The organism is Psychrosphaera sp. B3R10 (genome assembly GCF_018861025.1).
GTDB classification, from domain to species: Bacteria; Pseudomonadota; Gammaproteobacteria; order Enterobacterales; family Alteromonadaceae; genus Psychrosphaera; species Psychrosphaera algicola.
In genome coordinates, this window is sequence record NZ_JAHKQH010000040.1 from 205018 (window position 1) to 230697 (window position 25680).

A 25680-nucleotide genomic window follows, 5' to 3' on the forward strand; every position below is an offset into this window, starting at 1 on the left:
AACTAACAAACTAACAAACTAACAAACTAACTGTTTTAATTGCAATATTTCGCTGACATTGGTTATCAGCAAACTGTAAATAATCTTTTTCAGAAAAATAAAAGGCACTCGATGAGTGCCTTTTAATACAGGAATGAAACACGTTTAAAACTTAGCTATCACTTTAACGTCACCGGTTACTGATGCCGCGTCGATATAACCAATGATATTGGGATTCGAGCTTACGAGTCCGATAACTTCAGCGTCACTATTCAAAGCTTTCGGAGGTGTGCCTTTACCGGTAAAAACCAATTTTGACCAGTAGGCTTTTAATTGGCTACCGGATTTCTTAAGCACATTTTTATTAAACTCCTTGGTCTGTGCACTCGATTCACTCAAATTTATCGGAACAGCTTGGTCGCCACCGGGAAAGGATTTTAATTTCCCTAAGAACAATCTGGAGATCGCATTTGAGTCAAGTTCTGCATTATTAGATGGATGCACAATAACAGCTATTTCAGCGAAACTTGCGGTTGATGCAAGCAGAGCAAAACAAGCAATGGATAATTTTAATAATTTTTTCATGCTAATTACTCCTAAAAGACTAAGTCTAAACCGACAGACAAGGCACTCGCATCAGAAGTTTGTCTCTCTCTTTTGGTATAATCAAACTTTAATGCGGCGGAAGGGTGGAAGTTATAACGAGCACCCACTGAAAAAACATCATTTTCTGTTTCTTGGCTTGTTAATGTTGCTTGATACGCAGCTCGCACGTCTATTGGACCACCACCTAGATTTAGGTCGGTGGGCAATCCGGCACTGTAGTCATCATCATTTTCATCCTTGCGGTGTTCAAATGAGATATACGGAGTCCATTCATCAAACCGATAAGCAAAAGAAATGTAATATTGATTTTGTGTCGCGATAAGCGTGTCTTCAACTTCTACTCGGGTAAATTCTGAATCTATCAAGAAGTTTTCATAATCGATAGATACGCCTATTCCCAAAAAGGAACCATCATCTTCTTCAATTAAAAGGCCATTGGCTGCATCGGTTGCACCAATCGCCCCGAGCAATCCAACAAATTGGTTTAACTGCTGAGTTGGGTCCGGATCGTTAACAAAGCTTATTGAAGCATCTGCCTGCATATAAACGGCCCTAGCGGTCAACCAATAGTTGCCAACCGTCCAGTTAATACCATACATATTACTAAGCTTTGCAGGGTCGTCATCACTTAAAACATTCACGCTGCCTTCAAAAGACCCAACAATTAATTGTAAGCTAGAATCCCACTCTCCCATCGTGCTGGTATAGAGCAAGCTTGCTCCGTCATAGGTAGAAAACGTTAAGTTATAAACACTTTTTGGCGGACGAACCCAAGTGTAGGCATAACCTACATCAAGGTAGTCAGAATAACGATAAAATGGGATCCGCATTCGTCCAACACTTAATTGGGTAGAATCTGAAATTGCGTAACTAAAGTACGCCCATTCAAATGTTGCATCATAGTCGTTTTCTCCACGAGCAATAATTTGAGATGTCGCTGAGAGTCCGTCACCTAAGTCTGATGAGACTTGCAGTGCAAATAGACTTTCAGGCTTAAATGACAATGTATCATCGTAACCATATAAAGATTTGTCCTCGTCCATGGATGTACCTGCAACAATAGAAGCAAAGCCGTTAATTCGCACTTCTGCCTGACTGGATAGTGAACTTATCGCCAATGCAGTCGCCGTTATAAATTTTACAGAGTTATTCATTATTAGTTACCTAATGTTAATAGTTAGCTAATGGCCAACAGACAATCTATCTGTGCCTAATTAAGTCAAGACTACTATTTATTATTATTCAAGAAATTAGATCGAAATTGTTAAGTGGCTGTTATTTTTTAGGGCTATAGTTTAACTGGGAGTCAGTTCCATCTGGGTGATTAGGTATTTTCCTACTTGTTATATTAGTAAAATCTAATATAATGGTTGGTATAGTCTAAATTTATTATGCGTTAATGATATTTACTGTCATTAATATGGATTTACAGAGCTGAGGTTTGCAATGAAAGTATTAACGTCGTTAGGGTTAGTTTGGATTTTATTAAGTCATTCGACATGGGCTACGGAGATCCAAACATCACTGGTCGCTGAGATAACGGTTCCTAATTTACAAATGGTGGATGGGTCCATTGAAGCAATTAATCAGTCAACAATTAAGGCATTAGTAAACGCTAAAGTCACTGCGATTCATGTTGACGTTGACGATTATGTTGCGGAAAACACCTTGCTTGTCGAATTAGATGATACTGAAATTCGAGCCAACTTAGCACAGGCTGTTGCCGGTGTTAACATAGCTGAAGCTGCATTAATTCAAGCACAATCAGAACTAAAGCGGTTGCAAGATCTAAAAGACAGCAGCTTTGTAAGTGAGAGTGCATTGACTGCAGCACAGGCCAACAAGGACAAAGCGTTTGGTCAATTACAGTTTTATCAAGCTCAAGTCGACGAATCAAACTTGAGATTGTCCTACACCAAAATCATTGCGCCTTATTCTGGAGTAGTTGTTGCTCGGCATATTGAAGCCGGTGAAACGGCATTAGTCGGCTCGCCATTGTTGACAGGTTTTTCTATCGACCAAAACCGAGTTGTTGCGCAAGTGCCACAGCGGTTAATTGAATACATTGAAGACAGTAAGCAAATTTGGGTTCAGCAAGCAAACAAGTCTTGGATAGCGCTTAGTGATCCTATAATTGCCCCGAGCGCCAACAAATATAACCATACTGTTTTGGTTCGCGCCAATATCAGTAAGCAAGAATTTTCGATGAGACCTGGTAGTTTTATCAAAGTTGGCGTGGATATCGGGCCAAAAAAAATGATCACGATTCCTTCCTCTTCTGTTGTTTATCAAGGGGATCTCGTAGCGGTGTTTGTTAAGCAGTCTAACGGCTTTACTCTTCGTCAAATAAGAGTTGGCAAAAATCATGATGGAAAACTAGAAGTGATTTCTGGATTAGTTACCGGCGATATTGTTGCAACAAATGGCTCATCTGCCTTGTCTGCGCCACTGCAGAAAACCAATTTGTCTGGTCAGTAGGAGGACAACATGAAAGACAAAATGGGCATTTCAGGCCGAGTTGCAAAGTTAGCACAAAATAATCCAATAACACCTATCGTCGCATTGTTAATCGTGATCTTAGGGGTTGTGGCGATACTCATTACGCCAAAAGAAGAAGATCCTCAAATTGATGTCACTATGGTCGACGTTTATCTATCGGCACCGGGATACAGTGCGCGTGAAGTAGAAACGCTCATTTCTACAAAAGCTGAAAACGCGATGGCGCAGATCGCTGGTGTTGACCACGTATATAGCACATCTATGGCAGACAACGCTGTGATTACCGTACAATTTAAAGTCGGTATTAAACGCCAAGAAGCGTTGGTTAAGTCATGGAATCAAGTGATGACCGAGTTACATTGGCCTGCTTCACTTAATATTAATCCGCCAGTAGTAAGAGCCCGTGGCATAAATGACGTCCCGATTTTGTCATTAACCTTATTTAGTAATGATTTAACAACCAATCAAAATGACCTAGGGCATATTGCCAATACTGTCGCTCAAGTCTTGCAGCGTGTGCCAGGCAGTCGCAATATTAAAGTCAGTGGTGGTAGCTCGTCAGTCGTAAAAGTGGTTTTTGACCCGGTTAAAGCGGCGGGGCACCAAATAGATATATCTACGGTAATTGCGGCAATACAACAATTTTCTGGCCGTCAGGGATTGATCCCAATTCAGACAGACGCGAGACAAGTGCAGGTTGAGTTAGGTCAGCATTTTAATCATGTAGATGACGTCGCCGGTTTAGTGGTGAGTCAACTAGATGGTCATCTGGTATTACTTAAAGACATTGCATCGGTGAGTTTAACGGTTGGTAAACCCAATCAATATGTACAGTTTGGGCACGGTGGTGGTTCAACGGATGTTAACCAACTCAATACCGCGGTTAGCATTAGTATCGCCAAGCAAGAAGGTGAAAATGCAATAGATGTGGCCAATGCGGTCTTGCTCACAATAGAGGATTTAAAAGGTCGTATTATCCCAGACAGCGTTACAGTAAATGTGTCGCGAAATAGTGGCTTTACCGCACAGCAAAAAGCCAATAAGCTAATTCAAAAGCTATTATTTGCGACCTTAGCGGTGGTTGTTTTAGTCTTTTTAACCTTAGGGAAACGAGCTGCGTTAATTGTAGGCGTTGCGGTTGGTCTAACATTATTAATTACTTTATTTTCATCTTGGGTGTGGGGCTTTACACTTAATCGAATATCCCTGTTTGCTCTCATATTTTCTATCGGGATCTTAGTCGACGACGCCATTGTTGTTATTGAAAACATACATCGACGTCAACAATTGTTCCCCATGGAACCTTTAAAGGTGCTCATTCCAAAAGCCATTGACGAAGTCGGTAGCTCTACGATCTTAGCAACATTTACAGTTATGGCTGCGCTTATACCTATGGCGTTTGTGTCTGGTTTAATGGGCCCTTATATGAGTCCTATTCCAATTAATGCCAGTACAGGAATGTTGTTATCGCTTATTATCGCATTCACCATTACGCCTTGGCTCGCACTGCGTTGGTTTAAATCTGACGCGCCTAGTGACGATGCAATCCCAGATAGTGAAGAAACTTCGGAAGAACATAAAGCAAGCGGACATGAAGAACATGATCGAATTGGTTTATTCGCCTCCAACATTTTGTCGCTATTTGTTAGCCATAAACGCGCGTTGCGCAACCAATGGTTGCTATTTGTCGGCATAGTGAGCTTGATGTTTGTGGTGATGATTTTACCAGTCGGAGGCCAAGTATTATTAAAAATGTTGCCGTTTGACAACAAATCAAGTTTGTCCGTCGTTGTTGATATGCCGGAAGGCACAACGCTGGAAGATACTTTAAGTGCACTGCAACAATTGTCAGATCCATTAAGAAAGGCCCCAGTGGTGGTTGATTTTCAGTTATATGCCGGTGTGAACGCGCCTATCGATTTTAATGGTTTAGTGCGTCAATATTATCTTCGCCAACAACCGCATTTAGGTGAAATTAATATCAATATTCTTGATAAAGGCCAACGAGATTTGGGCAGTCATGATATTGCAAAATTATTGCGAGCCACTTTGTTACCAATAGCGACAAAGCTTGGTGCGAATATTAAAATTGTTGAACAACCTTCTGGGCCTCCAACATTAGCCCCGTTGGTTGCTGAAGTTTACGGACCAGACGCAGAGCGTCGACGTGAAACGGCGACTAAGTTAGAACGAGTTTTAGCCAATACACCTGAAATTGTCGATACGGATACGAGTATTGCCGCACCGCATGTCAGATTAAAGATAGTAGTCGATAATTCTAAAGCTCAGTATTTTGGTATTACAAAACAGCAAATACAATCAGTACTAGGCCTTCTTTTAACAGAACAACCTGTGGCGTATTTGCATGACCAACCAGGGATTACGGCAATTCCAATTATTGTGTCAACGGGTGATAGTTATCTGACAGACCGCGATCGCTGGCTGAATACTAAAATTCAACTGCCAAATGGTGAAAGTGTTGTTATCGGTGAATTCATCGAGCTTGTCGAAGTGAACGACGAAGGCGCTATTTACCACAAAGATATGCGTCCCGTGATTTATGTTGTAGCGGATATGGCTGGAGAAACAGACAGCCCGCTTTACGGTATGTTTGCAGCGCAGGCAAACTTTGATGAGCAAAATGGTGAAACTAATTGGCTATACACCCAAGCACCACAGCAAGCCTATCGCGAAGCGATCAAGTGGGATGGTGAATGGAAAATTACCTATGAAACGTTTAGGGATATGGGAATCGCGTATTCTGTCGGTCTGGTGCTTATATACTTGCTCATCGTCGCGCAGTTCAAAAATTATATGATGCCATTGATTATCATGGCACCCATTCCGCTAACAGTTATTGGTATTTTCCCAGGGCACTGGTTAATGGCGGCAAAATTTACAGCGCCTTCAATGATCGGCATGATAGCCCTTGCTGGTATTATTGTTCGGAATTCTATTTTGCTGGTGGACTTTATTGAGTCTCAAATTGAACAGGGAGTGGCCCTGCAACAAGCGGTAATTATGTCAGCTCAAATGCGCGCACGACCAATTATATTAACCGCACTTGCGGCGATGATTGGTGCAACGTTTATCGTATCGGATCCTATTTTTAAAGGGTTAGCTGTATCATTGATTTTTGGTATCGCTGTATCGTCGATATTAACGTTAATCGTTATTCCGGTTGCCTATTACCGAAATGCGTTAAAAAAACACGCCGTTTAAGACCGCAAACTATCAAACGCTCAATATATGAATGATGAGCGAGACTCATGGACTACAGAGGGAAGTTACTCGTGCTTCCCTCTGTTTATTCTCATGCAGTTATCCCAATCCTCACCTTTTGCAAAAAAAATTAAATAAATTAAAACTATCTGCAAACTTGCATCGACTATTAAGATGAGACAAAGCGATGGTTTATATCAATGACATTTAATAATTTGCGAGGGCGATTTGTCACTATTTCAACAAACAGACGATAAGTTGATCGAGAAAGCCCTCAAAGGCAACCAATCGGCATGGCGTAAGTTAGTCGATAGATACGAAAAAAATGTCTATCTCTACGCACTTCGTATGACGAGTAATCAACATGATGCAATGGATGTAATGCAGGAAACATTTATTTCTGTGTGCCGCAGTTTATCTGACTTTCGTGGAGACAGCAGCTTTAAGACCTGGGTGCTTAAAATAGCTCACTTTCGTTGCATCGAGTTTTACCGCCGTCGGAAATGGTTTGCTGACGAAAGCGAATTGCAGCACATGGACGCCGAGCCTGAACATAGCTGTCCTGAATTGGCTTTGGGGAATTCTCAGTCGCGAAAACAGCTATTGACCGTAATGAAATCATTGCCATTTGAACAGAAATTAATCGTTGAGCTAAAGGTATTTCAAAGCCAAACGTTTGACACTATTGGCCAACAACTCGGGGTTTCGACCAACACAGTGAAATCGCGTTTTTATACTGCATTAGATAAATTAAAAGTGTTACTGGAGGACTCGTATGACGCAGCCTGAAGAAGCAAATTTAGCCGAACTATTTGATTATTGGTTGGAAGGCAAGACATTGACCTCTGACCAACTGGCCAGTCTGAAACAAGCGCCTTTGTGGTCGCAACGAATGGCTGTGCATAACGAGATGCTTGAGATGGCTGACAATCTGTCAGAGTCGGTCGATGTACCAAAGTGGCGTAAGGACAAAGGTTTTGACCAATATTTGGCAAAACCGTCGTGGTGGCAACGTCAAGGGACGTCACTTGTTGCGCTTAGCTTTTCAATATTTGCCTGTCTTATTATGTTATTTGATGTGCGTTTAGTTAATACCAGTAATGGTCAAGAATTGGTGATAAATGACCAATCTCAACAGGCCTGGTTGGAACAGCAGTTTGTCCAATTGGCCGAGAAAAATAATGAAGTTATTAATGCCAGAATGGATGATTTAAGCCTAAAGCAACAAAATGATACGGCACAACTGGCAAGTTATCTGGTTGCAAATAGCCGCCTTGAGCGTAAAGAAGACATAGAAGATGTGGTTCGGGTCATTCAACAACAAAGACAGGACGACATGCGCTATTTGCGACAACAGTTTAGTGATGTGAATTACAACATCCGCCTGGCGTCACAGCAAAACGAACGAAATTTAAGAAAGTCTGACTATAACGACGCGTCAGAACAGCAAGTAACCGAGTAGGCATTGAGGTAAACCATCGCTTATTTACCTTAATTATTTAGAAACGGAAATGATCATGAAAAAACAAAATAAACTTTTGCAAAAAGCCACGTTAGCAAGTCTGTTATTAGGTCTAAGTTTTAGCTCAGCAGTTCAAGCACAGGACTTGTCTGAGAAAAAATTGAAAAGTGTGAAACGTGACCTAAACATCATGACCACGATTATTAAAACCGCCATCAATGGTAATGAAAATAGTCGTAACAGTCGCAGTCACCGCAGCAGTGACGTGGAGGGTATATATCTGGCAAACCAAGGAATGGTATTTACCATAGGGTCTCGCCATGGGGTGAGTTATAGCTTTAGTAGGGGTCATCATAGTGTTGCGCCAATTGCTCCTGTACCGCCAATTCCACCCATTATTAGAAGTAGCGCACCTTTATCAGAAGATGACGTCGATAGGATTGAAGAGTCAACGATGGAAGCGGTAGAGTTGGCAATGGATATGGCGGAAGTTCAAATGGAGTTTTATTCTGAAATGGATTGGTCTCATCGTTCGAGCCAAGAGCGCAGTGAAGGTCGTGCGGAACAAAACGAATTGGAAAAACAACGCCGAGAATTGGAACGAGAAGCCCGTAAACTGGAGCGAAACGTACGTGATATTGAACGAAAAATACGTGACGCTGAGTATCAACAAGAACTTAACGCAAGTGCTGACAATAAAAAGAAAATCGCTAAGTTAGAAGCCGAAATGAAACAACAGTCTGAAAACTTGACCAACGTCGCAAAAGAAATCAGCAGTAAGGCTGAATTACTTCAAAAAAAGGCAAGTGAGATGCGCGAAAAACAGATCGCACAACTTAATGCTCGCATTAAAGTAACTGAAACCGCGATAAGTCAGGCGGTCTGTGATTTTGGTGGAGGGTTGCGGTCATTAGCCAAAGGTGAACACATCACATTTAATCTAAAAGGACGCAGCGACCGCTTGTACATATTTGATATGCCATCAATATATAAATGTGCAGATGGTGATATTACGGCGACTGATTTGTTAACCAAAGCAGTGCAATACAGTCTTTAAAACTAAGATTCAGTAGGGAGCACAAAACTCCCTACTGAATGGATTATATCGCTTAGTTTTAGGGTTTAACTAACGTTCTAGCATAATCCGCCATATCGGCCTGCAAATTTAGAATCGGCGATTGGTCTATTTCAATTAACCCACGTCTTGGTCGGTCAAGGTCGACGATCACAAAAACCAACGACACAATTAGCGCCACCATGACATATGCACTATAGGTTGTGCGGGTACCAGACAAGCCCGATACATAACCGACAATGCTTCCGGTCATTAAAAAAGTCCCATAGAGCAGCATAAGCACAATTTCAGGAACGTGGCGATTAAGTGCCGAATCTCGAACATGGAATACCTGCATTAGTTTGCCAATGGCATCAGTAAACGAACCTGTTCTTATGGCTCCGGCTGTAGAAGTTTGGATCTCAGTTGCTAAAATCCACAATTGGTTTTGTAATTCCTTAGCTTCAGTAACAAAAGATTCTCTTTTGTCTTCATTTACCATACTGACATTACCCGCTTCAGTACGATTGTTGGTGTATGCGATAAGCAATTGTTTGGCTTTTAATTGACTTTCCTGAGGTAAAAGGTCGGCTCGAATAAAGGCGTTATGAATTGCGTTACTTTCATCGAGTACTGCATTGCTCCTAGCGTCAAATCGTTGCAACGACTGCGAGAAGGTAAAACCAAGTAACAGCGCTAATATCCCTAACAAAGAGGATTGGATTGCACTGACCTGAGCCTTACTGGCATCATTCGCCTTAATTGCAGGCCGACGACCTATTCGAAAACCACACTCAATGGCGACTGCCATTGAAACAAACAATGAAGATGCAATCGCCAAGCTATTAATGTCGTATAACATTTCTTTCATTCAACCTTCCGCCACTTTAAACGTCACAAATAGCACATTTGCGTTTACCTATAAACGTTTTATAGGTGTGATTTGAAATGGAATCAACTAATACCCAAATTAACTGATAAACAGCGTCGAGTTTCTAGGTAGCTAGAGAATGGTTTATCTAGCTACCTAGATTTAATACGATCACTAACCACATCCCTATAGTGCAGTTAAAAGACATGATGAAAGCAAAAAATCGGTGAATCGGGTGATTGTACGTTAAGTGGATTGCACTGTGGATTAATCGAAAGGCGACAAACGCCCAAGCAAAAGCCGTCAAATAGACATGGGAAATATTTAAAGCAAGAGCAGTAACGCTAGCGACATAAAACAAAACGGGTACTTCAAAAAGATTGTCAAAGTTACGACCAAATTTGGCAATGTCATCTGGAATATCGTATTTCCCCATTAATTTGAAATAACGAGGGTCGACTTTGCCTGCATAGGCGCCTCTGATCCTGATAACAGCGGTAAAAACACCGACGACGGCAGTAAGTAATACCATCACAAACATTGGGTAAACGAGTTCCATATTGATTTCCATTGTAAATTTTTAAAAATGATTTCGACGTTTGAGCATAAGGATGCGGTAAATATTCAATATATTCAAATACTCGTTTTATTCGAGGTACATTCAGGTGTGTACTTATTGTTGTTAAGCGTTTTAGTGGCAACGCATTATCGCCAATTGAGCCAATTGGTGAGTGTTAAATATCTGTTATTTTCTCAATGGCATATAGTTCATCATCTATTGTCGCGACTTTTTCAGAAATGATGGCTCGTGCATCTGTCAATCCTTGGTTATAAAAGTGATCACCTATTTGCTCAGCAAAAAAATCGAGTAAAAAGCCAGCTTCAAATTGCCCAATTTCTTGATCAAGCTGTGACTCAAAGTAGTTTTGGATCTTGCTAATTATGATTTCTTGTTCAGATTTTTTGAACGTTATATTACTCATTAATGACCTCTTCTATGTCGAATACGTTTTACTAGTCGCTTTATTATTTCATGAGCTGTTTACTAATGTTAGATCAATTTCATACGTATTCATCTAACATTGGGTACGCTTTTAGTTTTGAATACCGGCTCAAACACAATGTTAATTAAAAACAACAGCTTTTAAGAAGGCTTTTTAAACATACTGACTTAGGATATTTATGAAAATAAAATACGGAATGACGATTGTTATTACGCTGATTGTCGTGGTCTTTGGGATCCGCATTTTTGAGCCAAAATCCGCAACAGTAACCTTTATGCTTAAAGCGCCAGATTCGACGGCACCGGCAGACGAAATTCATATCGTAGGAAACTTTAGCGATTGGAAGTTTGAAAGCAAACATGCGATGAAACTAGAGGGTGAGTTTTACCGTGTTGAAATCCCAGTTTCTGAAAAACCGTTATTTTATACCTTTATCAAAAACCAATCATGGCAACATGGTCCAGCTCAAGCATACGGTAAAGGCATGTGTCAGTTTTCCTATAATCCTGAGGCTGGATTGAATATCGTTGAAAATGGCTTCCCAGCCTGGGGCGGAGATAAACCAACAGAACCATTAACTTCCTCGCTGGTGGGCAATATTGAAAAACTTATTGATATTGATTTTCCTCAGCTACAAACAAAACGTGATGTTTGGGTTTATTTGCCACCGAGCTATCAAGCTGAGTCGAACACGGCATTTCCAGTGCTTTATATGATGGACGGACAAAACGTATTTGACAAAAAAACGTCATACAGTGGTGAATGGCAAGTTGACGAGACGCTGCAGCAAATGTTCACCGAGCAGCAACTTAGTGAGTTTATTGTGATTGCGATAGATAATGGCCCTCGACGAATGAACGAATATAGTCCTTGGAAGTTTCAATATGGTGACGATGTATTTGAAGCTGAGGGGGAGCAGACTATGAAATTTATCACGCAAACATTAAAGCCTTTGATTGATGACAAATACCGTACTCAAGTGGGTAAAAAGACCACAGGCATAGCGGGGTCAAGTTTAGGTGGCTTGATGGCAATTTATTCTGCACTAAATTACAGTAATATATTTGGCTATATCGGGGCGTTTTCGCCGTCGTTGGGTATTGAAAATGAAGAGGGCGTTAACGTTTTATTCCAAGCTATTGAACAGGTAAATCAGATAGATGATGTCGTTATTTATACTGACATGGGGTTAGGTGAGTATGGCGATTATGCAAAGTTTGATAAATTGACGCAATTACTTAACGCAAAACTGACAAATGGTGCATCTCTCACAACCGTAAAAGATGACTTAGGCCGGCATTGTGAAGCGTCTTGGTCTGAGCGTTTTCCAAGATTTGCTTCGCAGTTTTCTAAAAATTAGTGAGTTGGTATTCGTGACGTTCAACGCCACATCTGCGTCGGACGGCCACGAATAACACAAGCAATAGTAGAACAGAGAAAGATAAATTGGCCGAGCCTGATTTTTTAGGCTCATCGGGTATAGCATTGACTGTGATAGTGACTTTATCTGTTGCGGTTGCACCATGTTCATCGGTTACAGTTAAGGTCACGTCAAATACACCGGTTTGTACAAATTCAACAATAGTCGTTTCACCTTCAGCACCAATTGACCAAACAAATTGGATAATTTGGCCATCTTGGTCGCTCGACGCAGAACCATCAAGTTGCACCGACTCACCCACAGTAACCGTTAAATCGGGGCCTGCGTTGGCGGTTGGCGCGACGTTTGGTTTGTCTGTTCTGAACATCGTATAGGCGCCAGTAAAAGCATTGAATTGAATGAGGTATTCGCCAAAGCCATCATCAAATGGGATTGAATCGCCGCCTAATTCAGCAATGCCATCGGTATTGCTGTCACCAAAACTTGTGCTCCAATCGGCGTAAACATCAAATTTAAATCTAGGCACGCCCGTGGCGTTTGTAGCTTCATTATTATTTACCGTGACTTGCCAAATATTGTCTTCTATTTCAATCATAGGCGTCGTGCCCCATTGATTGGTTACACCACGAAAATAAAGTGATGGATAAATGTGGTCGTCAGACTTAATACCACTTAACACGGCCGATTTACGAGTTGTATACCAGTTTTTACCTGAGCTAAAGTCGAATAAACGATAAGAACTTTGATTGCCCCAATAAGCGGGTTCATCGGTAATCTGTTGGTTGTCACCTGTGTCATTGAGCAAACTATATTGAATAAGTTGGTGAGCGTCACTAATCCAGCGTGTTGAATAATGCTCGGTCATTAAGTTGTCTTGGTTTACCAATTGGGCCAGGAGAGCTTTAAACTCGGTACGGTACTGCGCGATGGCCAATACTTTCTCAACTAAAATAGGGCTATGAGCGGCAAAGTTCATTGGGTTCCGACTGCCAACATCTCCAACTAACAGGGACGTTCCAAGGGCATTGTCGGTGTCGTATGGAATAAAATAAACCACTTCGGATTCGTCGATATAAAAGTAGTAGTTATTGCCATTGCCCCAAAAACCGTCCCAATGTCCTAAAACAGCCTCCGCTGCCAGAAATTTAAGAAATACAGGGATATCCAAATGTTGTTCGATATAAAGCTTAAACTCGTTGCCGCTCAATTGCGTGAAGTTATTCGCGATAGTTATAAGTTGTGATTTAGCTTGTTCAAAGTCATCGTCTTTACCTTTAAATTCAAAGGTCGCTTGGTCGTTAACGTCGATGCCTTGCCAATTTTCCTGAATATTTGAAAAAAGCGCTGCACCAAACCCTTTGTGGTTACCTTGCCACAAAAAACCTTTGTCATTATCAGTACCAAAGCGCTTATCGATATACTCTTTTCGGTTAACACTTTCATTCATTCGATAAACACCAAAATAGGCAGTATTTGCGGCGCCCACTTTAATGAACAAACGGGCATATGTAGACGAGTGTGCGGTCCACAAATCAAAGTTATGCATGATCTGATTACTAAGGGGTTCATGAACAAATGTTGGATCGTTATGGAAACGTTTAAGGCGTAATTTACTTAACTTTGAAAAGGTTTGTTTGTCGACAAATTCGTCAAAATCTAAAGAAAAATGAGCTTGACGATATTGGCCATTACCGTCGTCTGGTAAAACAAAGCTGGTATTGCCACTTAGTTTTACGCCAACCGAAGTGAGTTGCGTGACGGTACCGTTTTTATCAAATGAAAAATCGGCAGGCACCTCATATGGAACTTCGCGACTTGATTGTAAAAGGCTCTGCCATTCGTCGTCGGAAAAGGTTAGGGTAATTGAGGGCAAGGCATTGATATCAAATACATATTTGTGGTCGGCTTGAGCTAGAAAGCTTGTATCTTCAACCGCTATAGTTACATTTGAGATGAGCAATAAAAGGCAGGCAAGGAAGTGTCTTAATGGTTTACCAGTCATTGGGTAACCTACGCAAGAATAGAGTTATTCAACCCTAGAGACAGAACGGGCCGTTGGCAAATAGGTACATACGTATTCAGCTATTAACCAACGGTCGTATTAGCGCAATATTCAATATAAACAGTGTGTTACCACTGTTGCCATGTTTAAAATGAAAAGCAAAGCAAAGCAAAGCAAAGCAAAGCAAAGCAAAAATTAACACAGGTTAGAGGAAGAAAGCATTCACTTGGAATAATTTTTCAACTTCACTAATGTATTTTTTATCAACTAAAAATAAGATCACATGGTCATTACTTTCAATAACCCTATTGTCATGAGCAATGAGCACTTCGTTACCCCTTACGATGGCCCCAATAGTTGTACGAGGTGGCAATTTCAGTTCTTGGATTGAGCGACCAACGACTTTAGAAGTGCTTTCGTCACCGTGGGCAATCGCTTCAATGGCTTCGGCTGCACCGCGGCGAAGTGAGTATACATTTTCGATATCAGCTCGGCGAACATGAGTTAAAAGTGCTGAAATTGTCGCTTGTTGCGGTGAGATTGCGATATCGACTTCACTACCTTGGACTAAGTCAACATAGGCGCTACGTTGGATCAATACCATGGTTTTTTGGGCGCCCATGCGTTTGGCCAACATGGCAGACATAATGTTGGCTTCATCGTCGTTTGTAACTGCGATAAAGACATCGGTTTGTTCAATTTGTTCTTCAGATAGCAATTCTTGATCTGACGCATCGCCGGTAAAGACAACCGTGTTTTCAAGCGACTGGGAAAGTTCTTCGGCGCGTTTGGGGTCAAGTTCGATTAACTTTACACGATAATCTTTTTCTAATAATCGGGCGAGTCCAGAGCCTATGTTTCCGCCGCCAACAATCATGATCCGTTTATAGCTTTGTTCTAGCTTTTGTAATTCATTCATAACTAAACGAATGTGTTTTGACGCCGCTACAAAAAACACTTCATCATCGGCTTCAATGACCGTTGTCCCGAGTGGGCGGATTGCTTTACCTTTACGGTATATTGCGGCAACACGAGTTTCAACCGACGGCATATGTTCTTTTAATGCCGATAAGGCGTAACCCACAAGTGAGCCACCATAGTAGGCTTTTACCGCAACTAAACTGACTCTACCTTCTGCAAACTCAAGTACCTGTAAAGCGCCCGGATATTCAATTAAACGGCGGATATACTGCGTGACTAATTGCTCTGGGGCGATGTAATGGTCTACAGGTAAGTCATGGTTATGGAAGAGTTGTTCTTTGTATTCTAAATATTGCTGTGAGCGAATTCGGGCTATTTTGGTCGGGGTATTAAAAATACTATACGCTACTTGGCAGGCCATCATATTGACTTCGTCACTGCGGGTTACGGCAATGAGCATGTCTGCGTCTTCAGCTCCCGCTTGACGCAATACGTCGGGGTAAGAACAGTGACCAACAACCACTTGGAGATCATATTTGTCCTGCAACTGATGTAGTGCGTCAGCATCGATATCTACCAGGGTGATTTCATTTTCTTCACCTGCTAGGTTTTCCGCTAACGTAGCACCAACTTGTCCTGCGCCGAGTATTATGATCTTCATGATTTAGCTTTTGTGACCTATTCTTTTTTATTGTGATTTTTTCAAACGGCAGTAATAAAACCCGTCCATATTATGCTCACCCGGTAAAATTTGCCAGCCTGGGTTGTCGACTGTCTCATTCAAACTTTGTTCGTCAGAATGACCTTGATTAACGATTGGCACGAGAATCGCGTCAGCGTGAGTCGTTAAAAATTGTTGCATCTGCAATTTATTTTCATCCGGAAGTATAGAACAAGTGGCATATAATAATGTGCCGCCTGGTTTTAGCTTATCCCACATGGTTTGTAAAATATTAGCTTGGAGCGTACTGAGTTGCTCAATATCTTCGTTGCGTCTTAACCATTTGATATCTGGATGACGACGTATAACCCCAGTAGCAGAACATGGCGCGTCTAATAGAATGCTGTCGAATTGCTCAAATGACTCAAGGGTTTTAGGATCGGACAAATCTCCGCATACTAATTGAGCTTCAAGTTTTAACCTTGTTAGGTTTTCCTGTACTCGGCTTAAACGAGTTTCGTCAATGTCGGCTGCCACCATATTTACTTTTGCGGTGTCGAGCACATGGCAGGTTTTACCACCAGGGGCGGCACAGGCATCGAGTACATGTTCATTATCACAAGCACCTAACAATCGCGCTGCGTTTTGTGCAGCAGCGTCCTGAACCACAAACCAACCTTGGTCAAATCCCGGAATTTTATCAACGGGTTTTGGTGCTAACAAACGAATTGCGGTTGGGTTGTGTGGATGTACTTCGTATTCAATTTTAGCGTCATCAAGTGCAGTACAAAATTCAGTTACCGGTTTATTTGAGGTATGAACACGCAGCCACATTGGCGCACGTTGTAGATTTTGCTCAAGAATGGTTTGCCATTGTTCAGGGTAGGCTGCTTGAATGCGTTTAATAAACCAAGACGGATGATTGTATTCAGTAACAGGGTTCGCGGTTTTTTTCAGTAAAACGTCTTTGTTTCGCATAAAGTTACGTAAACAAGCGTTAACTAAGCCTTTTAGTCCCTGTGCTTTTAGTGAAACCGCAGCTTGAACCGTTTCGGCCACCGCGGCGTGTTCTGGGATCCGCATATGTTCTAACTGATATAAGCCAACGATAACTAGATGATGAAAAACCCGTTGTTTACCCTTGAGCTTTTTGGTTAATAGTTGATGGCAGATCGCATCGTAACGAGCAAAATGTCGAATGGTACCAAAACACATTTCCTGTAATAAGGCAGCGTCTTTCTCGCCAACATTTATTTGTGCTTGGGGTAAGACGTCTGATAAAGACTGACCTTTATCTAACACCGCTAGTAAACAGCGAGCGGCTTCGGCGCGAACATTTTTGCTGGCTTTTGACATTAGTCCGCCTGAGTTAATAATGAAGTTCCAGGGGCAACCCATTCAAGGCGACCATTAACAAAATCGCCTGCTGACATTGGTTTTTTGCCCTGTGGTTGCAGACTTTGGATAGATATAACACCGTCGCCGGTTTGGATCGAAATACCAGATTTATCGGCCGAGATGACATCGCCGGCGTTTTTCCCTGAGTTTTCTGGGGAAACCGCTGCTTGCCAAATTTTAACGACATTGCCACTTAAATTTGCATAGGCTACAGGCCAAGGTTGATAACCTCTAATTTTACGTTCAATAACGGCGGCAGGTTCAAGCCAGTTAATCTCAGCTTCCTGCTTCGTTAATTTATGAGCGTAAGTGGCTTCGTCGTCATTTTGTTTTATCGGAGTTACATTGTTTTCAGCAATGGCGTCTACGGCTTTTATCAATGCTGAAGGGCCAATGTTTTGAAGTTTTTCGTAGACGCTGCCGCTGGTGTCGGTTGATTCGATAGGGCAAGTCTCAACTAACAGCATGTCGCCGGTATCAAGCCCAATGTCCATTTGCATAATTGTAACGCCAGTTTCAGCGTCACCCTCTAATACGGCACGTTGAATTGGCGCAGCACCGCGCCATTTAGGCAAGATAGAGCCATGGACATTGATGCAACCAAGTTTAGGCGCGTCTAATGCTGCTTTGGGTAATAGAAGACCATAAGCCACGACGATCATTAAGTCGGCATTCCAAGCGTTTAATTCAGTTAATGCGTCATCGGTTTTTAATGATGGCGGCTGACATACAGGAATATCATGCGCTAAGGCAACTTGCTTTACGGCACTTGGTTGCAGTTTTTTACCGCGTCCCGCTGGACGGTCTGGCTGAGTATAACAAGCAACAATGTTATAACCTTGCTCGACTAAATGAGACAAATGTTGGGCGGCAAACTCAGGAGTTCCCGCAAAAATGATATTCAAATTGTTACCTGACATTGACTCTGCTTATCCTTTAGCGGCTAAACGGCTTTCTTTTTCAAGTTTTTTCTTGATGCGGTCACGCTTTAAAGGTGACAGATAATCAACAAACAATTTGCCATCTAAGTGGTCTAGTTCGTGTTGAATACAAATAGCCAATAACCCTTCTGCATCCATTTCAAATCCACTGCCATCTTTGTCTAACGCACGAACCGTAACGGTTTCAGAACGTTCGACTTTGGCGTAACAATTTGGCACAGACAAACAGCCTTCTTCATTAATGACCATGCCGTCACGGGCAATGATTTCTGGGTTGATGAACGTTAGGGGTTCATCACGCTCTTCAGACGTATCAGCGACAAAGAGTCTTACATGTTGATCAACCTGCGAAGCAGCTAGGCCAACGCCATTTTCGTCATACATTGTTTCGAACATATCGTCGACGAGTTGTTTGATTTCTTCATTTACTTCTGCGACAGGGGTCGCGACTGTGCGTAAACGTTCGTCAGGGAAACGTAATACATCTAAAATTGCCATAACTAGTAGTTACCTTGCCAAATACCATGATTAGCTTGTAATTTTACCTGTTTACGATCACTATTAACAGATTAAAGCCAAAACAAATATTGGCTTACATTAAGTATAAGTTAGTTAATTTTTATAAAAGGGATCTGCGGATGGCTAATTTCCTTCGCCAACTTGTTAGCGTAATTGTATTTTTAGGTTTGTCAGCAACAGCAAGTTATGCTGAAACGCTGCGAATTAAGTCTGACGCGCCTAGCGAATATGTCGTTAAAAAGGGGGACACCCTATGGGATATTTCAAGTTTGTTCTTGAAAGATCCATGGAAGTGGCCGGAATTGTGGAAAATGAATCCGCAGGTTTCAAATCCAAATTTAATTTATCCAGGCGATAACTTACAACTTATATACACCGCATCAGGTGAACCTGTGTTGATCATGGGTAAACGTGTACTAAAAATGTCACCGCAAAAACGTGTTTCGCATAAACGTGACGAACCTATTCCATTGGTTCCTTTAAATTCTATTGCCCCATTTTTGAGTTATGAACAAACGCTAGAAGAAGATGTGATTGAAGGGCTCCCATATGTATTAGGTACAGATCGCGCGATCAAACGCGCAACTGTTGGCGATATGCTCTATATTAAAGGTGACCTTGGTGCAGAACGTCGATTTGCAATTTATCGTAAAGGTAAAAAATACATCGACCCTGAAACCGATGACATTTTAGGTTATGAAGCGGTACTCGTTGCGATTGCCAAACTTGAACATGCTGGCGACCCAGATAATGGGGTACCTGCAAAAGTGACTATCGAGTCGGCGAAACAAGAAGTGAAAGCCAGTGACGTTTTATTGCCTATTAGGCAAGGTCAGGATTTACCTGCATTTTTTAAAATGCGACCAATTGAGAACGACTTAGAAGGTGCCATCATTGGTACACCTTCGGATGTTGCCGGTGTATCAAAATATGACGTTATCGTAATAAACAAAGGCTTTATGCACGATGTAGCACCAGGTCATATTTTTGATGTTCGACGTCAGTCTCCAACTGTTGTGAATCAAGGGTTGGGTCCGAAGTATCAAGAAGACGCAAGCAGTTATGAACGCTTTGTTGGCCAAGTTAAAAATTGGTTCCAAAGTGACGAAGATAAAGGCATCTATGTCATGCCTTACGAAAAAATTGGCCAAGTCATGCTGTTCAGAGTTTATGAACGCGTTTCGTATGGCATAGTGATTAAGAATTCAATTCCTATTTATGTTGGCGATAAAATTCAAACGCCGGAATAGATAAATACATTACGCCCCGCAGGATGTGGGGCCATAAAGGAGCCAAGGATGGACCTCGAATTTAGTCAACTTACCCGATGGTTAGCACTTATTAAGTGCCCCCAATTTGGTATAGTCTCGTTTAGAGCACTTGCTGCCGTATTACCAAGCCCAACAGACGTATTTACGTTGACTCCCAAAGAATTAAGCCATTACCCACTGAAAGCCTGTCATGTGAAGTATTTTTCCGCACCTAATTGGCCATGGGCTGAGCGAATGGCGCATTGGATGATACACAACCAAGTCCGTTTTATTTCGATATTGGATGCCAAATACCCTCTACTGCTAAAACAAATTAGTCGGCCGCCAATAGGCTTATTTGTTGCGGGCAATGTGGATGTTTTAAATTCGACCCAAATCGGCTTTGTCGGTTCTCGGAGTCCATCTTCTTACGGTAGACAAATGACAAGCCATCTTATTGACGGATTACGACACACGCCGGTAACGATTACTTCTGGACTAGCGGTGGGGATTGATGGCGATGCTCACAAATTGGCATTAGATAATGGTTTACCTACAATTGCCGTAATGGCGACTGGAATGCAAAATATTTACCCTAAAAGACATTGCAACTTAGCGGAACGCATTAAAAATTTTGGCTGCTTAGTGTCGGAGTTTCCCCCAGATGTACCAGCTATTCAGCATAACTTCCCCCGTAGAAATAGGATCATTGCCGGGCTCAGCAAAGGAATTGTTGTCGTCGAAGCAGCCATTAAAAGTGGTTCATTAATATCAGCTCGAATTGCAATGGAAGAAAATAGAGACGTCTTTGCGGTCCCTGGCAACGCATTTAGTCCATTGAGTGAGGGTTGTAATTCGTTGATTAAACAAGGAGCTAAACCGGTTACAGGTGCAGCCGATATCGTAAATGAGTATTTGATTTCACCCTGTCGCAAAGAAGTTAGAAAAAATCACTTGGCAGGACCTAATTTGTTAGCTAGTGTTGACCATGATACTACCCCGGTAGATGTCATTGTCCAACGTTCCAATATGCCTGTGGATGAGGTGTTAATTGAAATGTTGGAATTGGAAATACAGGGCTATGTAGAAGCTGTCCCAGGCGGCTACATTAAAGTACCAATCTAACGAAAATAATAATTAACAAAGGGGCTTTTTATGTTTGATATCCTTTTGTATTTGTTTGAAAACATTGTAAATGACAGCGCTGAGATCTGGGTTGATGAAGATGAACTCACAAAAGAACTCAAAAAAGCGGGCTTTCATGATGACGATATTTTCAAAGCGCTAATGTGGTTAGAAGATTTAGCTGATCTCCAGGCTAATGACATTTCACCGTTTATCAACGGGCAGACCGCCATTTCGAATCGAATTTACACGCCGCAGGAAATGTTGAAACTCGACACTGAATGCCGTGGTTTCGTTTTGTTCTTAGAGCAGATTAATCTGCTGGACGTTGCAACTCGTGAAATGGTCATCGATCGGATAATGGAACTAGAAGAAACACACATTTGTTTAGAAGACTTAAAGTGGGTGGTTCTAATGGTGCTATTTAACGTTCCTGGCAAAGAGTCTGCATTTGAGCAGATGGAAAACTTAGTCTTTGACGAGCCTGAGGGCGCAATTCACTAAGCTTCCATCGATCTGCACAGAAAACTATTGCGTTACGCCGTGGAGTGACTAAGATCCACGGCATATTGCCGACTATACGACAAAATTCATGGAATCCGATCCGGACTTACAACATAACCAACCCGAAACTAAGAACTATTGCCCAAAATGCAATGCGGAACTGCACATTCGTTCTGGCGCGACAGGCGCGTTTTTGGGTTGTACTACCTATCCAGCATGTGATTACACACGTCCTTTAACTACGTCGTCTGAAGTCCAAGTGTTACGTATTCTCGATGAAGTCTGTTGCCCAAAATGCGAGGGCGACTTAGGTGTTAAGTCGGGTAAATATGGTATGTTTATTGGTTGCATGAATTACCCAGAATGTGATTTTCTTGTGAAAGAAGATGACGACGACGATTTTGAACCCGTCGATTGCCCAAAATGTGATTCGGGCGAACTTCACATGCGAACTAATAAAAAAGGTCATCGTTTTTATGCCTGTAATCAATACCCGGAATGCGACTATTTAGTGAATCAAAAACCAATAGCGACACCGTGTTTAAAATGCGAGTGGCCAATTGTTGTTGATACCGGTGATGGTGAAAAGCAATGTCCGTTTTGTAAACTGTATGTAGATTAATTCCGTAGAGGTTTTACTGTGAACACCCCAGATCCAACAATTACTCATTCTCCAGAAGTAACATCGCTATTAAATGGCGATGTAATCGTATATCCAACAGAAGCGGTTTACGGCATGGGATGCGATCCGCAAAATGAACTAGCGGTATTAAAATTACTAAAGATAAAGCAAAGGCCAATTGAAAAAGGATTAATCTTAATTGCGAATGATTACGGCCAGTTGTTGAAGTTTGTTGATGATAAAAAAATCCCAATGGATAAGCGTACTGATATTATTTCTCGTTGGCCAGGCCCAACAACTTGGTTGCTACCAGCCGCACCAGACGCACCTAAGTGGATTACAGGACAACACGATTTAATTGCAGTTCGGGTGACCGATCATCCAACTGTGAAACGCATGTGCAAAGAGTTTGGTGGAGCGATCGTCTCCACAAGCGCTAATGTAACAGGGCAACCCACGATAACTGACGTTGCTACTCTTGCATTGCAATTTTCTGATCAAGTTGGTTACATTGTAGATGAGCCATTAGGTGGTTATGATCAGCCATCAACCATTATTAATTCATTTACAGGCGAAGTAGTAAGGACTTAAATTGAACTCACCAATGTTAGACCAAGTAAAATCATTTTTTATGTCGCTGCAGGATCAAATTTGTGAGCAACTCTCGACACTTGATGGCACTGAATTTGAGCAAGATCAGTGGATTAGAGAAGAAGGCGGCGGCGGACGAAGCCGCGTAATTAAAAACGGTAACGTATTTGAACAGGCCGGTGTAAATTTTTCCCATGTATTTGGCGCTAATATGCCCGCTTCTGCAACAGCACACCGTCCAGAGTTACAAGGTCGAAGTTTCAATGCCTGTGGTGTGTCTTTAGTTATTCACCCGCATAATCCATATATCCCGACTACACATATGAATGTGCGCTTTTTTATTGCTGAAAAAGAAGGTGCCGAACCTGTTTGGTGGTTTGGCGGGGGTTATGATTTAACGCCATTTTATCCGTTCGAACAAGACATCAAACATTGGCATCAGACTGCTAAAGATGTATGTGATCAATATGGAGAGGCGGTTTATCCAAAATACAAAAAATGGTGTGACGAATACTTCTACCTTAAACACCGTGACGAAACTCGTGGGGTAGGTGGTCTATTTTACGATGATCTAAACGAACTAGGCTTTGAACAGTGTTTTGAGTTTACCCAAAAAATAGGTCATTCATTTTGTGAAGCGTATGTGCCAATTGTCAATCGCTGTAAAAACCTAGAGTTTGGTGACCGCCAACGACAATTTCAACTTTATCGCCGTGGTCGTTATGTTGAATTTAACTTGGTATTTGACCGAGGTACGTTATTTGGCCTTCAAACAGGTGGGCGCACTGAGTCGATATTAATGTCTATGCCACCTCTTGCCCGCTGGGAATATCAATACACACCAGAAGCAGGCAGTGAAGAAGCCAAACTCTATGACGTATTACGACCAATTGAGTGGTTGTAGTCTTACCAAGCTTGTTTTGCCGTTTTAATCTTGATTAATAATATGCGTAGCCATTTGTGCAAAGGCATCTTTTAGATGCGCTTTAACTTGTGGTTGCGTTACTTCGAGTTCCAACGCTGTATTCATACAATATATCCACTGGTCCCGCAGGTTTTGGTCAATTAAAAACGGCAAATGTCGGGCACGTAGGCGAGGATGTCCGTATTTTTCCATAAAGATATTCGGCCCACCTGTCCAACCAACTAAAAATTCATAAAACTTTTCGCGGATCGCATCGAGTGGTTTTGGATGCATATCGTACAATTCTTTAGCCCGCAGGTCGGTTTCCATAATGTCATAAAAGGTATTGGCAAGCTTTTTAACACCGTCATTGCCAATCACATCGTATGGGGTATGGCTTATATTTAAATGAGACTTGTTTTGTTGTGGCTTTTTAGACACTATTTTATCCATCAATTTTTTTAACATTTACGAGCCCAAATGAAAAAGTTTGCCGTAATCGGTAACCCAATCGAACAGTCAAAGTCTCCAATAATTCATCAAGACTTTGCAAAGCAATTTGATATTGCGCTTACATACGAAAAGCTATTATCGCCAATTAGTGATTTCAAACCAACGATAAATTCGTTTTTTGACGCTGGTGGCATTGGCATTAACGTCACTATGCCGTTCAAAGATGAAGCGTTTGCAAGTTGTGACGAGCTATCACCACGCGCCAAGCTTGCCGAAGCGGTAAATACCTTAACTTATAAAGATGGCAAATTATTGGGTGATACTACCGACGGCGAGGGCGTTGTTCGCGACTTGTTATTTCACGGTATTGAATTAAAAGGTCGTCGCGTATTGTTGATCGGAGCGGGTGGTGCAGGCAAAGGCAGTGTTGCGAGTATTTTAGACCAACAACCCAAAGAGCTGATAATTGCGAATCGCACACTATCTAAAGCGCAACATATAGTGGATAAAGTGCCTGGTGCTCCGGTTGTCGCCAAAGGTTTTTCAGAACTCGATGGTAATTATGATGTGGTTATCAATTCAACGTCGTGTTCATTAACGGGTGAACTTCCTGATATTGACCCTAGTGTTTTCAAAAACACCGTCGCTGCTTATGATATGTGTTACAAAAAAGAAAAGACTCTGTTTAATAACTGGCTTGAACTGCATTCCAAAGCATTAACGATTGATGGATTGGGTATGTTAATAGAACAAGCAGCAGAATCCTTTCGTATATGGCATGGCGTCGTTCCCGACACAACGGAAATACGCAAGGTATTGCGAGATCTATAGTAGAAAAATACATATATCAGAGTAGCGCCATTATTTACGTGGCGCATTCTTCTATATATGTAGTGTTAATCGAGGCACTGTATTGTGACTAACTATGTTGTTCTATGTACTCATCTTTGAGTAAGACGTAGTTTTTGGCTGAAACGGTCAAAAAGTCGAGTTCTACTTGTTTTAAAGGCCGTGCCTTTTTCATCGGGTTTCCAACATATAAAAAACCAGACTCCAATTTTTTATTAGGCGGAACTAATGTACCGGCACCAATAAATACATCATCACCAACTTCAGCACCATCCATTATGATTGCGCCCATCCCAACTAAAATACGATTACCCAATTTACAACCATGTAACATTGCTTTATGACCAATTGTTACGTCGTCTCCTATTATTAGGGGGTTGCCTAAGGGATTATTGTTAGATTTTCTCGTTACGTGCAGCACCGATCCATCTTGTACATTGGTACGTTTACCAATAGAAATATAATTAACGTCACCTCGAGCAGCAACCATCGGCCAAATACTAGAATCGTCGCCAATAGTGATTTCTCCATATAGTACTGCGGATTCATCAACATAAACTCGGTCGTAAATAGTAGGAAGTATATCGTTATAAGATTTTAGGTTTTTCATTGTTAACCTCAATTACACTTTATAAGCCTCAAATATCACACTTTTTGACCACATTAGTCAATAAATATGCGTTCTGTAGCAATAATAGCCAAACAGAAAACTATTTGTAAAAAGTAGTTGCGCGCCGGAAAATGATCTCTATAATGCGTCCTCGTTGTCAGGGAGACATCAACCGCTCAAAACAATATGTTTAGTAGCAGGATTGGCGTCTAAATCGGCTAGGAAGTTTGAAAAAAACTTTCAAAAAGATTT

25 protein-coding genes are annotated in these 25680 nt (G+C 41.6%); 13 read left to right on the plus strand and 12 right to left on the minus strand.

All coding sequences use genetic code 11. From position 1 onward, the window contains the following. Positions 1-144: 144 nt before the first annotated feature. Together KO525_RS14750 and KO525_RS14755 are read right to left on the minus strand one after the other, a co-directional pair. Positions 145-564 (minus strand): phosphate ABC transporter substrate-binding protein, encoded by a 420-nt coding sequence (locus KO525_RS14750; RefSeq protein ID WP_215964589.1) that lies wholly within the window; start codon positions 562-564, stop codon positions 145-147. Between the two features lie 11 nt (positions 565-575). Then, complete coding sequence (locus KO525_RS14755; RefSeq protein ID WP_215964590.1) at positions 576-1739, minus strand: porin; 1164 nt, start codon at positions 1737-1739, stop codon at positions 576-578. Positions 1740-2031: 292 nt separating this feature from the next. Between KO525_RS14755 and KO525_RS14760 the strand changes: the two genes are divergently transcribed. The 5 genes from KO525_RS14760 to KO525_RS14780 all read left to right on the plus strand — a co-directional run bounded on the left by KO525_RS14760 (position 2032) and on the right by KO525_RS14780 (position 8825). Then, positions 2032-3063, plus strand: a complete 1032-nt coding sequence (locus KO525_RS14760) for an efflux RND transporter periplasmic adaptor subunit (protein WP_215964591.1) — start codon at positions 2032-2034, stop codon at positions 3061-3063. 9 nt (positions 3064-3072) lie between these two features. Next, entirely contained in the window at positions 3073-6306 is a 3234-nt protein-coding gene (locus KO525_RS14765; RefSeq protein WP_215964592.1) for an efflux RND transporter permease subunit, read from the plus strand. 228 nt (positions 6307-6534) lie between these two features. Next, positions 6535-7095 carry an RNA polymerase sigma factor gene (locus KO525_RS14770; RefSeq protein ID WP_215964593.1) on the plus strand — a complete coding sequence of 187 codons (561 nt, stop codon included), beginning with the start codon at positions 6535-6537 and terminating at the stop codon, positions 7093-7095. Beyond that, the gene (locus tag KO525_RS14775) at positions 7082-7768 is read left to right on the plus strand and encodes a hypothetical protein (protein ID WP_215964594.1); all 687 of its coding nucleotides are present in this window, start codon (positions 7082-7084) and stop codon (positions 7766-7768) included. The genes KO525_RS14770 and KO525_RS14775 overlap by 14 nt, the downstream gene beginning before the upstream one ends. A gap of 55 nt (positions 7769-7823) precedes the next feature. Next, positions 7824-8825: a hypothetical protein gene (locus KO525_RS14780; RefSeq protein WP_215964595.1), complete on the plus strand. Its 1002-nt coding sequence runs from the start codon at positions 7824-7826 to the stop codon at positions 8823-8825. Positions 8826-8883: 58 nt separating this feature from the next. On the opposite strand, the gene KO525_RS14785 is transcribed toward KO525_RS14780, so the two are convergent. From KO525_RS14785 to KO525_RS14795, 3 genes are all read right to left on the minus strand, one after another. Further along, complete coding sequence (locus KO525_RS14785; RefSeq protein ID WP_215964596.1) at positions 8884-9693, minus strand: hypothetical protein; 810 nt, start codon at positions 9691-9693, stop codon at positions 8884-8886. Between the two features lie 148 nt (positions 9694-9841). After that, positions 9842-10252 (minus strand): MAPEG family protein, encoded by a 411-nt coding sequence (locus tag KO525_RS14790; protein ID WP_215964597.1) that lies wholly within the window; start codon positions 10250-10252, stop codon positions 9842-9844. A gap of 175 nt (positions 10253-10427) precedes the next feature. Then, the gene (locus KO525_RS14795) at positions 10428-10676 is read right to left on the minus strand and encodes a DUF2164 domain-containing protein (protein ID WP_215964598.1); all 249 of its coding nucleotides are present in this window, start codon (positions 10674-10676) and stop codon (positions 10428-10430) included. Positions 10677-10875: 199 nt separating this feature from the next. Here KO525_RS14795 and KO525_RS14800 point away from each other — a divergent pair, with 199 nt between their 5' ends. After that, positions 10876-12057, plus strand: a complete 1182-nt coding sequence (locus KO525_RS14800) for an alpha/beta hydrolase (protein WP_215964599.1) — start codon at positions 10876-10878, stop codon at positions 12055-12057. On the opposite strand, the gene KO525_RS14805 is transcribed toward KO525_RS14800, so the two are convergent. From KO525_RS14805 to def, 5 genes are all read right to left on the minus strand, one after another. Beyond that, complete coding sequence (locus tag KO525_RS14805) at positions 12047-14080, minus strand: CotH kinase family protein (RefSeq protein WP_215964600.1); 2034 nt, start codon at positions 14078-14080, stop codon at positions 12047-12049. The two genes, KO525_RS14800 and KO525_RS14805, sit on opposite strands and share 11 nt — an antisense overlap. 205 nt (positions 14081-14285) lie before the next feature. Then, positions 14286-15662, minus strand: coding sequence for a Trk system potassium transporter TrkA (gene trkA / locus KO525_RS14810; RefSeq protein WP_215964601.1), 1377 nt, complete (start codon positions 15660-15662; stop codon positions 14286-14288). Positions 15663-15689: 27 nt separating this feature from the next. Then, the gene (gene rsmB, locus KO525_RS14815) at positions 15690-17018 is read right to left on the minus strand and encodes a 16S rRNA (cytosine(967)-C(5))-methyltransferase RsmB (protein ID WP_215964602.1); all 1329 of its coding nucleotides are present in this window, start codon (positions 17016-17018) and stop codon (positions 15690-15692) included. Then, on the minus strand, positions 17018-17980 hold the full coding sequence (fmt, locus tag KO525_RS14820; RefSeq protein ID WP_215964603.1) for a methionyl-tRNA formyltransferase: 963 nt from the start codon (positions 17978-17980) through the stop codon (positions 17018-17020). Before fmt ends, rsmB begins: the two co-directional genes overlap by 1 nt. 9 nt (positions 17981-17989) lie before the next feature. Next, on the minus strand, positions 17990-18499 hold the full coding sequence (gene def, locus KO525_RS14825; RefSeq protein WP_215964604.1) for a peptide deformylase: 510 nt from the start codon (positions 18497-18499) through the stop codon (positions 17990-17992). A 140-nt stretch (positions 18500-18639) separates the two neighbouring features. Here def and KO525_RS14830 point away from each other — a divergent pair, with 140 nt between their 5' ends. The 6 genes from KO525_RS14830 (at position 18640) to hemF (ending at position 23516) form a co-directional block, all read left to right on the plus strand. After that, positions 18640-19770 (plus strand): LysM peptidoglycan-binding domain-containing protein, encoded by a 1131-nt coding sequence (locus tag KO525_RS14830; protein ID WP_215964605.1) that lies wholly within the window; start codon positions 18640-18642, stop codon positions 19768-19770. 48 nt (positions 19771-19818) lie between these two features. Beyond that, entirely contained in the window at positions 19819-20895 is a 1077-nt protein-coding gene (gene dprA / locus KO525_RS14835; protein ID WP_215964606.1) for a DNA-processing protein DprA, read from the plus strand. Between the two features lie 30 nt (positions 20896-20925). Continuing rightward, on the plus strand, positions 20926-21399 hold the full coding sequence (locus KO525_RS14840; RefSeq protein WP_215964607.1) for a DUF494 family protein: 474 nt from the start codon (positions 20926-20928) through the stop codon (positions 21397-21399). An 88-nt stretch (positions 21400-21487) separates the two neighbouring features. After that, positions 21488-22021: a type I DNA topoisomerase gene (locus KO525_RS14845; protein ID WP_215964608.1), complete on the plus strand. Its 534-nt coding sequence runs from the start codon at positions 21488-21490 to the stop codon at positions 22019-22021. Between the two features lie 18 nt (positions 22022-22039). Next, positions 22040-22612 (plus strand): L-threonylcarbamoyladenylate synthase, encoded by a 573-nt coding sequence (locus tag KO525_RS14850; RefSeq protein ID WP_303521654.1) that lies wholly within the window; start codon positions 22040-22042, stop codon positions 22610-22612. A 13-nt stretch (positions 22613-22625) separates the two neighbouring features. After that, positions 22626-23516: an oxygen-dependent coproporphyrinogen oxidase gene (gene hemF, locus KO525_RS14855; RefSeq protein ID WP_215964629.1), complete on the plus strand. Its 891-nt coding sequence runs from the start codon at positions 22626-22628 to the stop codon at positions 23514-23516. 24 nt (positions 23517-23540) lie between these two features. Here the strand turns inward: hemF and KO525_RS14860 are convergent, their stop codons facing one another. Beyond that, positions 23541-23984, minus strand: coding sequence for a group II truncated hemoglobin (locus tag KO525_RS14860; protein ID WP_215964609.1), 444 nt, complete (start codon positions 23982-23984; stop codon positions 23541-23543). 12 nt (positions 23985-23996) lie between these two features. Here KO525_RS14860 and aroE point away from each other — a divergent pair, with 12 nt between their 5' ends. Continuing rightward, complete coding sequence (aroE, locus tag KO525_RS14865; protein ID WP_215964610.1) at positions 23997-24800, plus strand: shikimate dehydrogenase; 804 nt, start codon at positions 23997-23999, stop codon at positions 24798-24800. A gap of 88 nt (positions 24801-24888) precedes the next feature. On the opposite strand, the gene KO525_RS14870 is transcribed toward aroE, so the two are convergent. After that, entirely contained in the window at positions 24889-25428 is a 540-nt protein-coding gene (locus tag KO525_RS14870) for a gamma carbonic anhydrase family protein (RefSeq protein WP_215964611.1), read from the minus strand. Positions 25429-25680 lie beyond the last annotated feature (252 nt).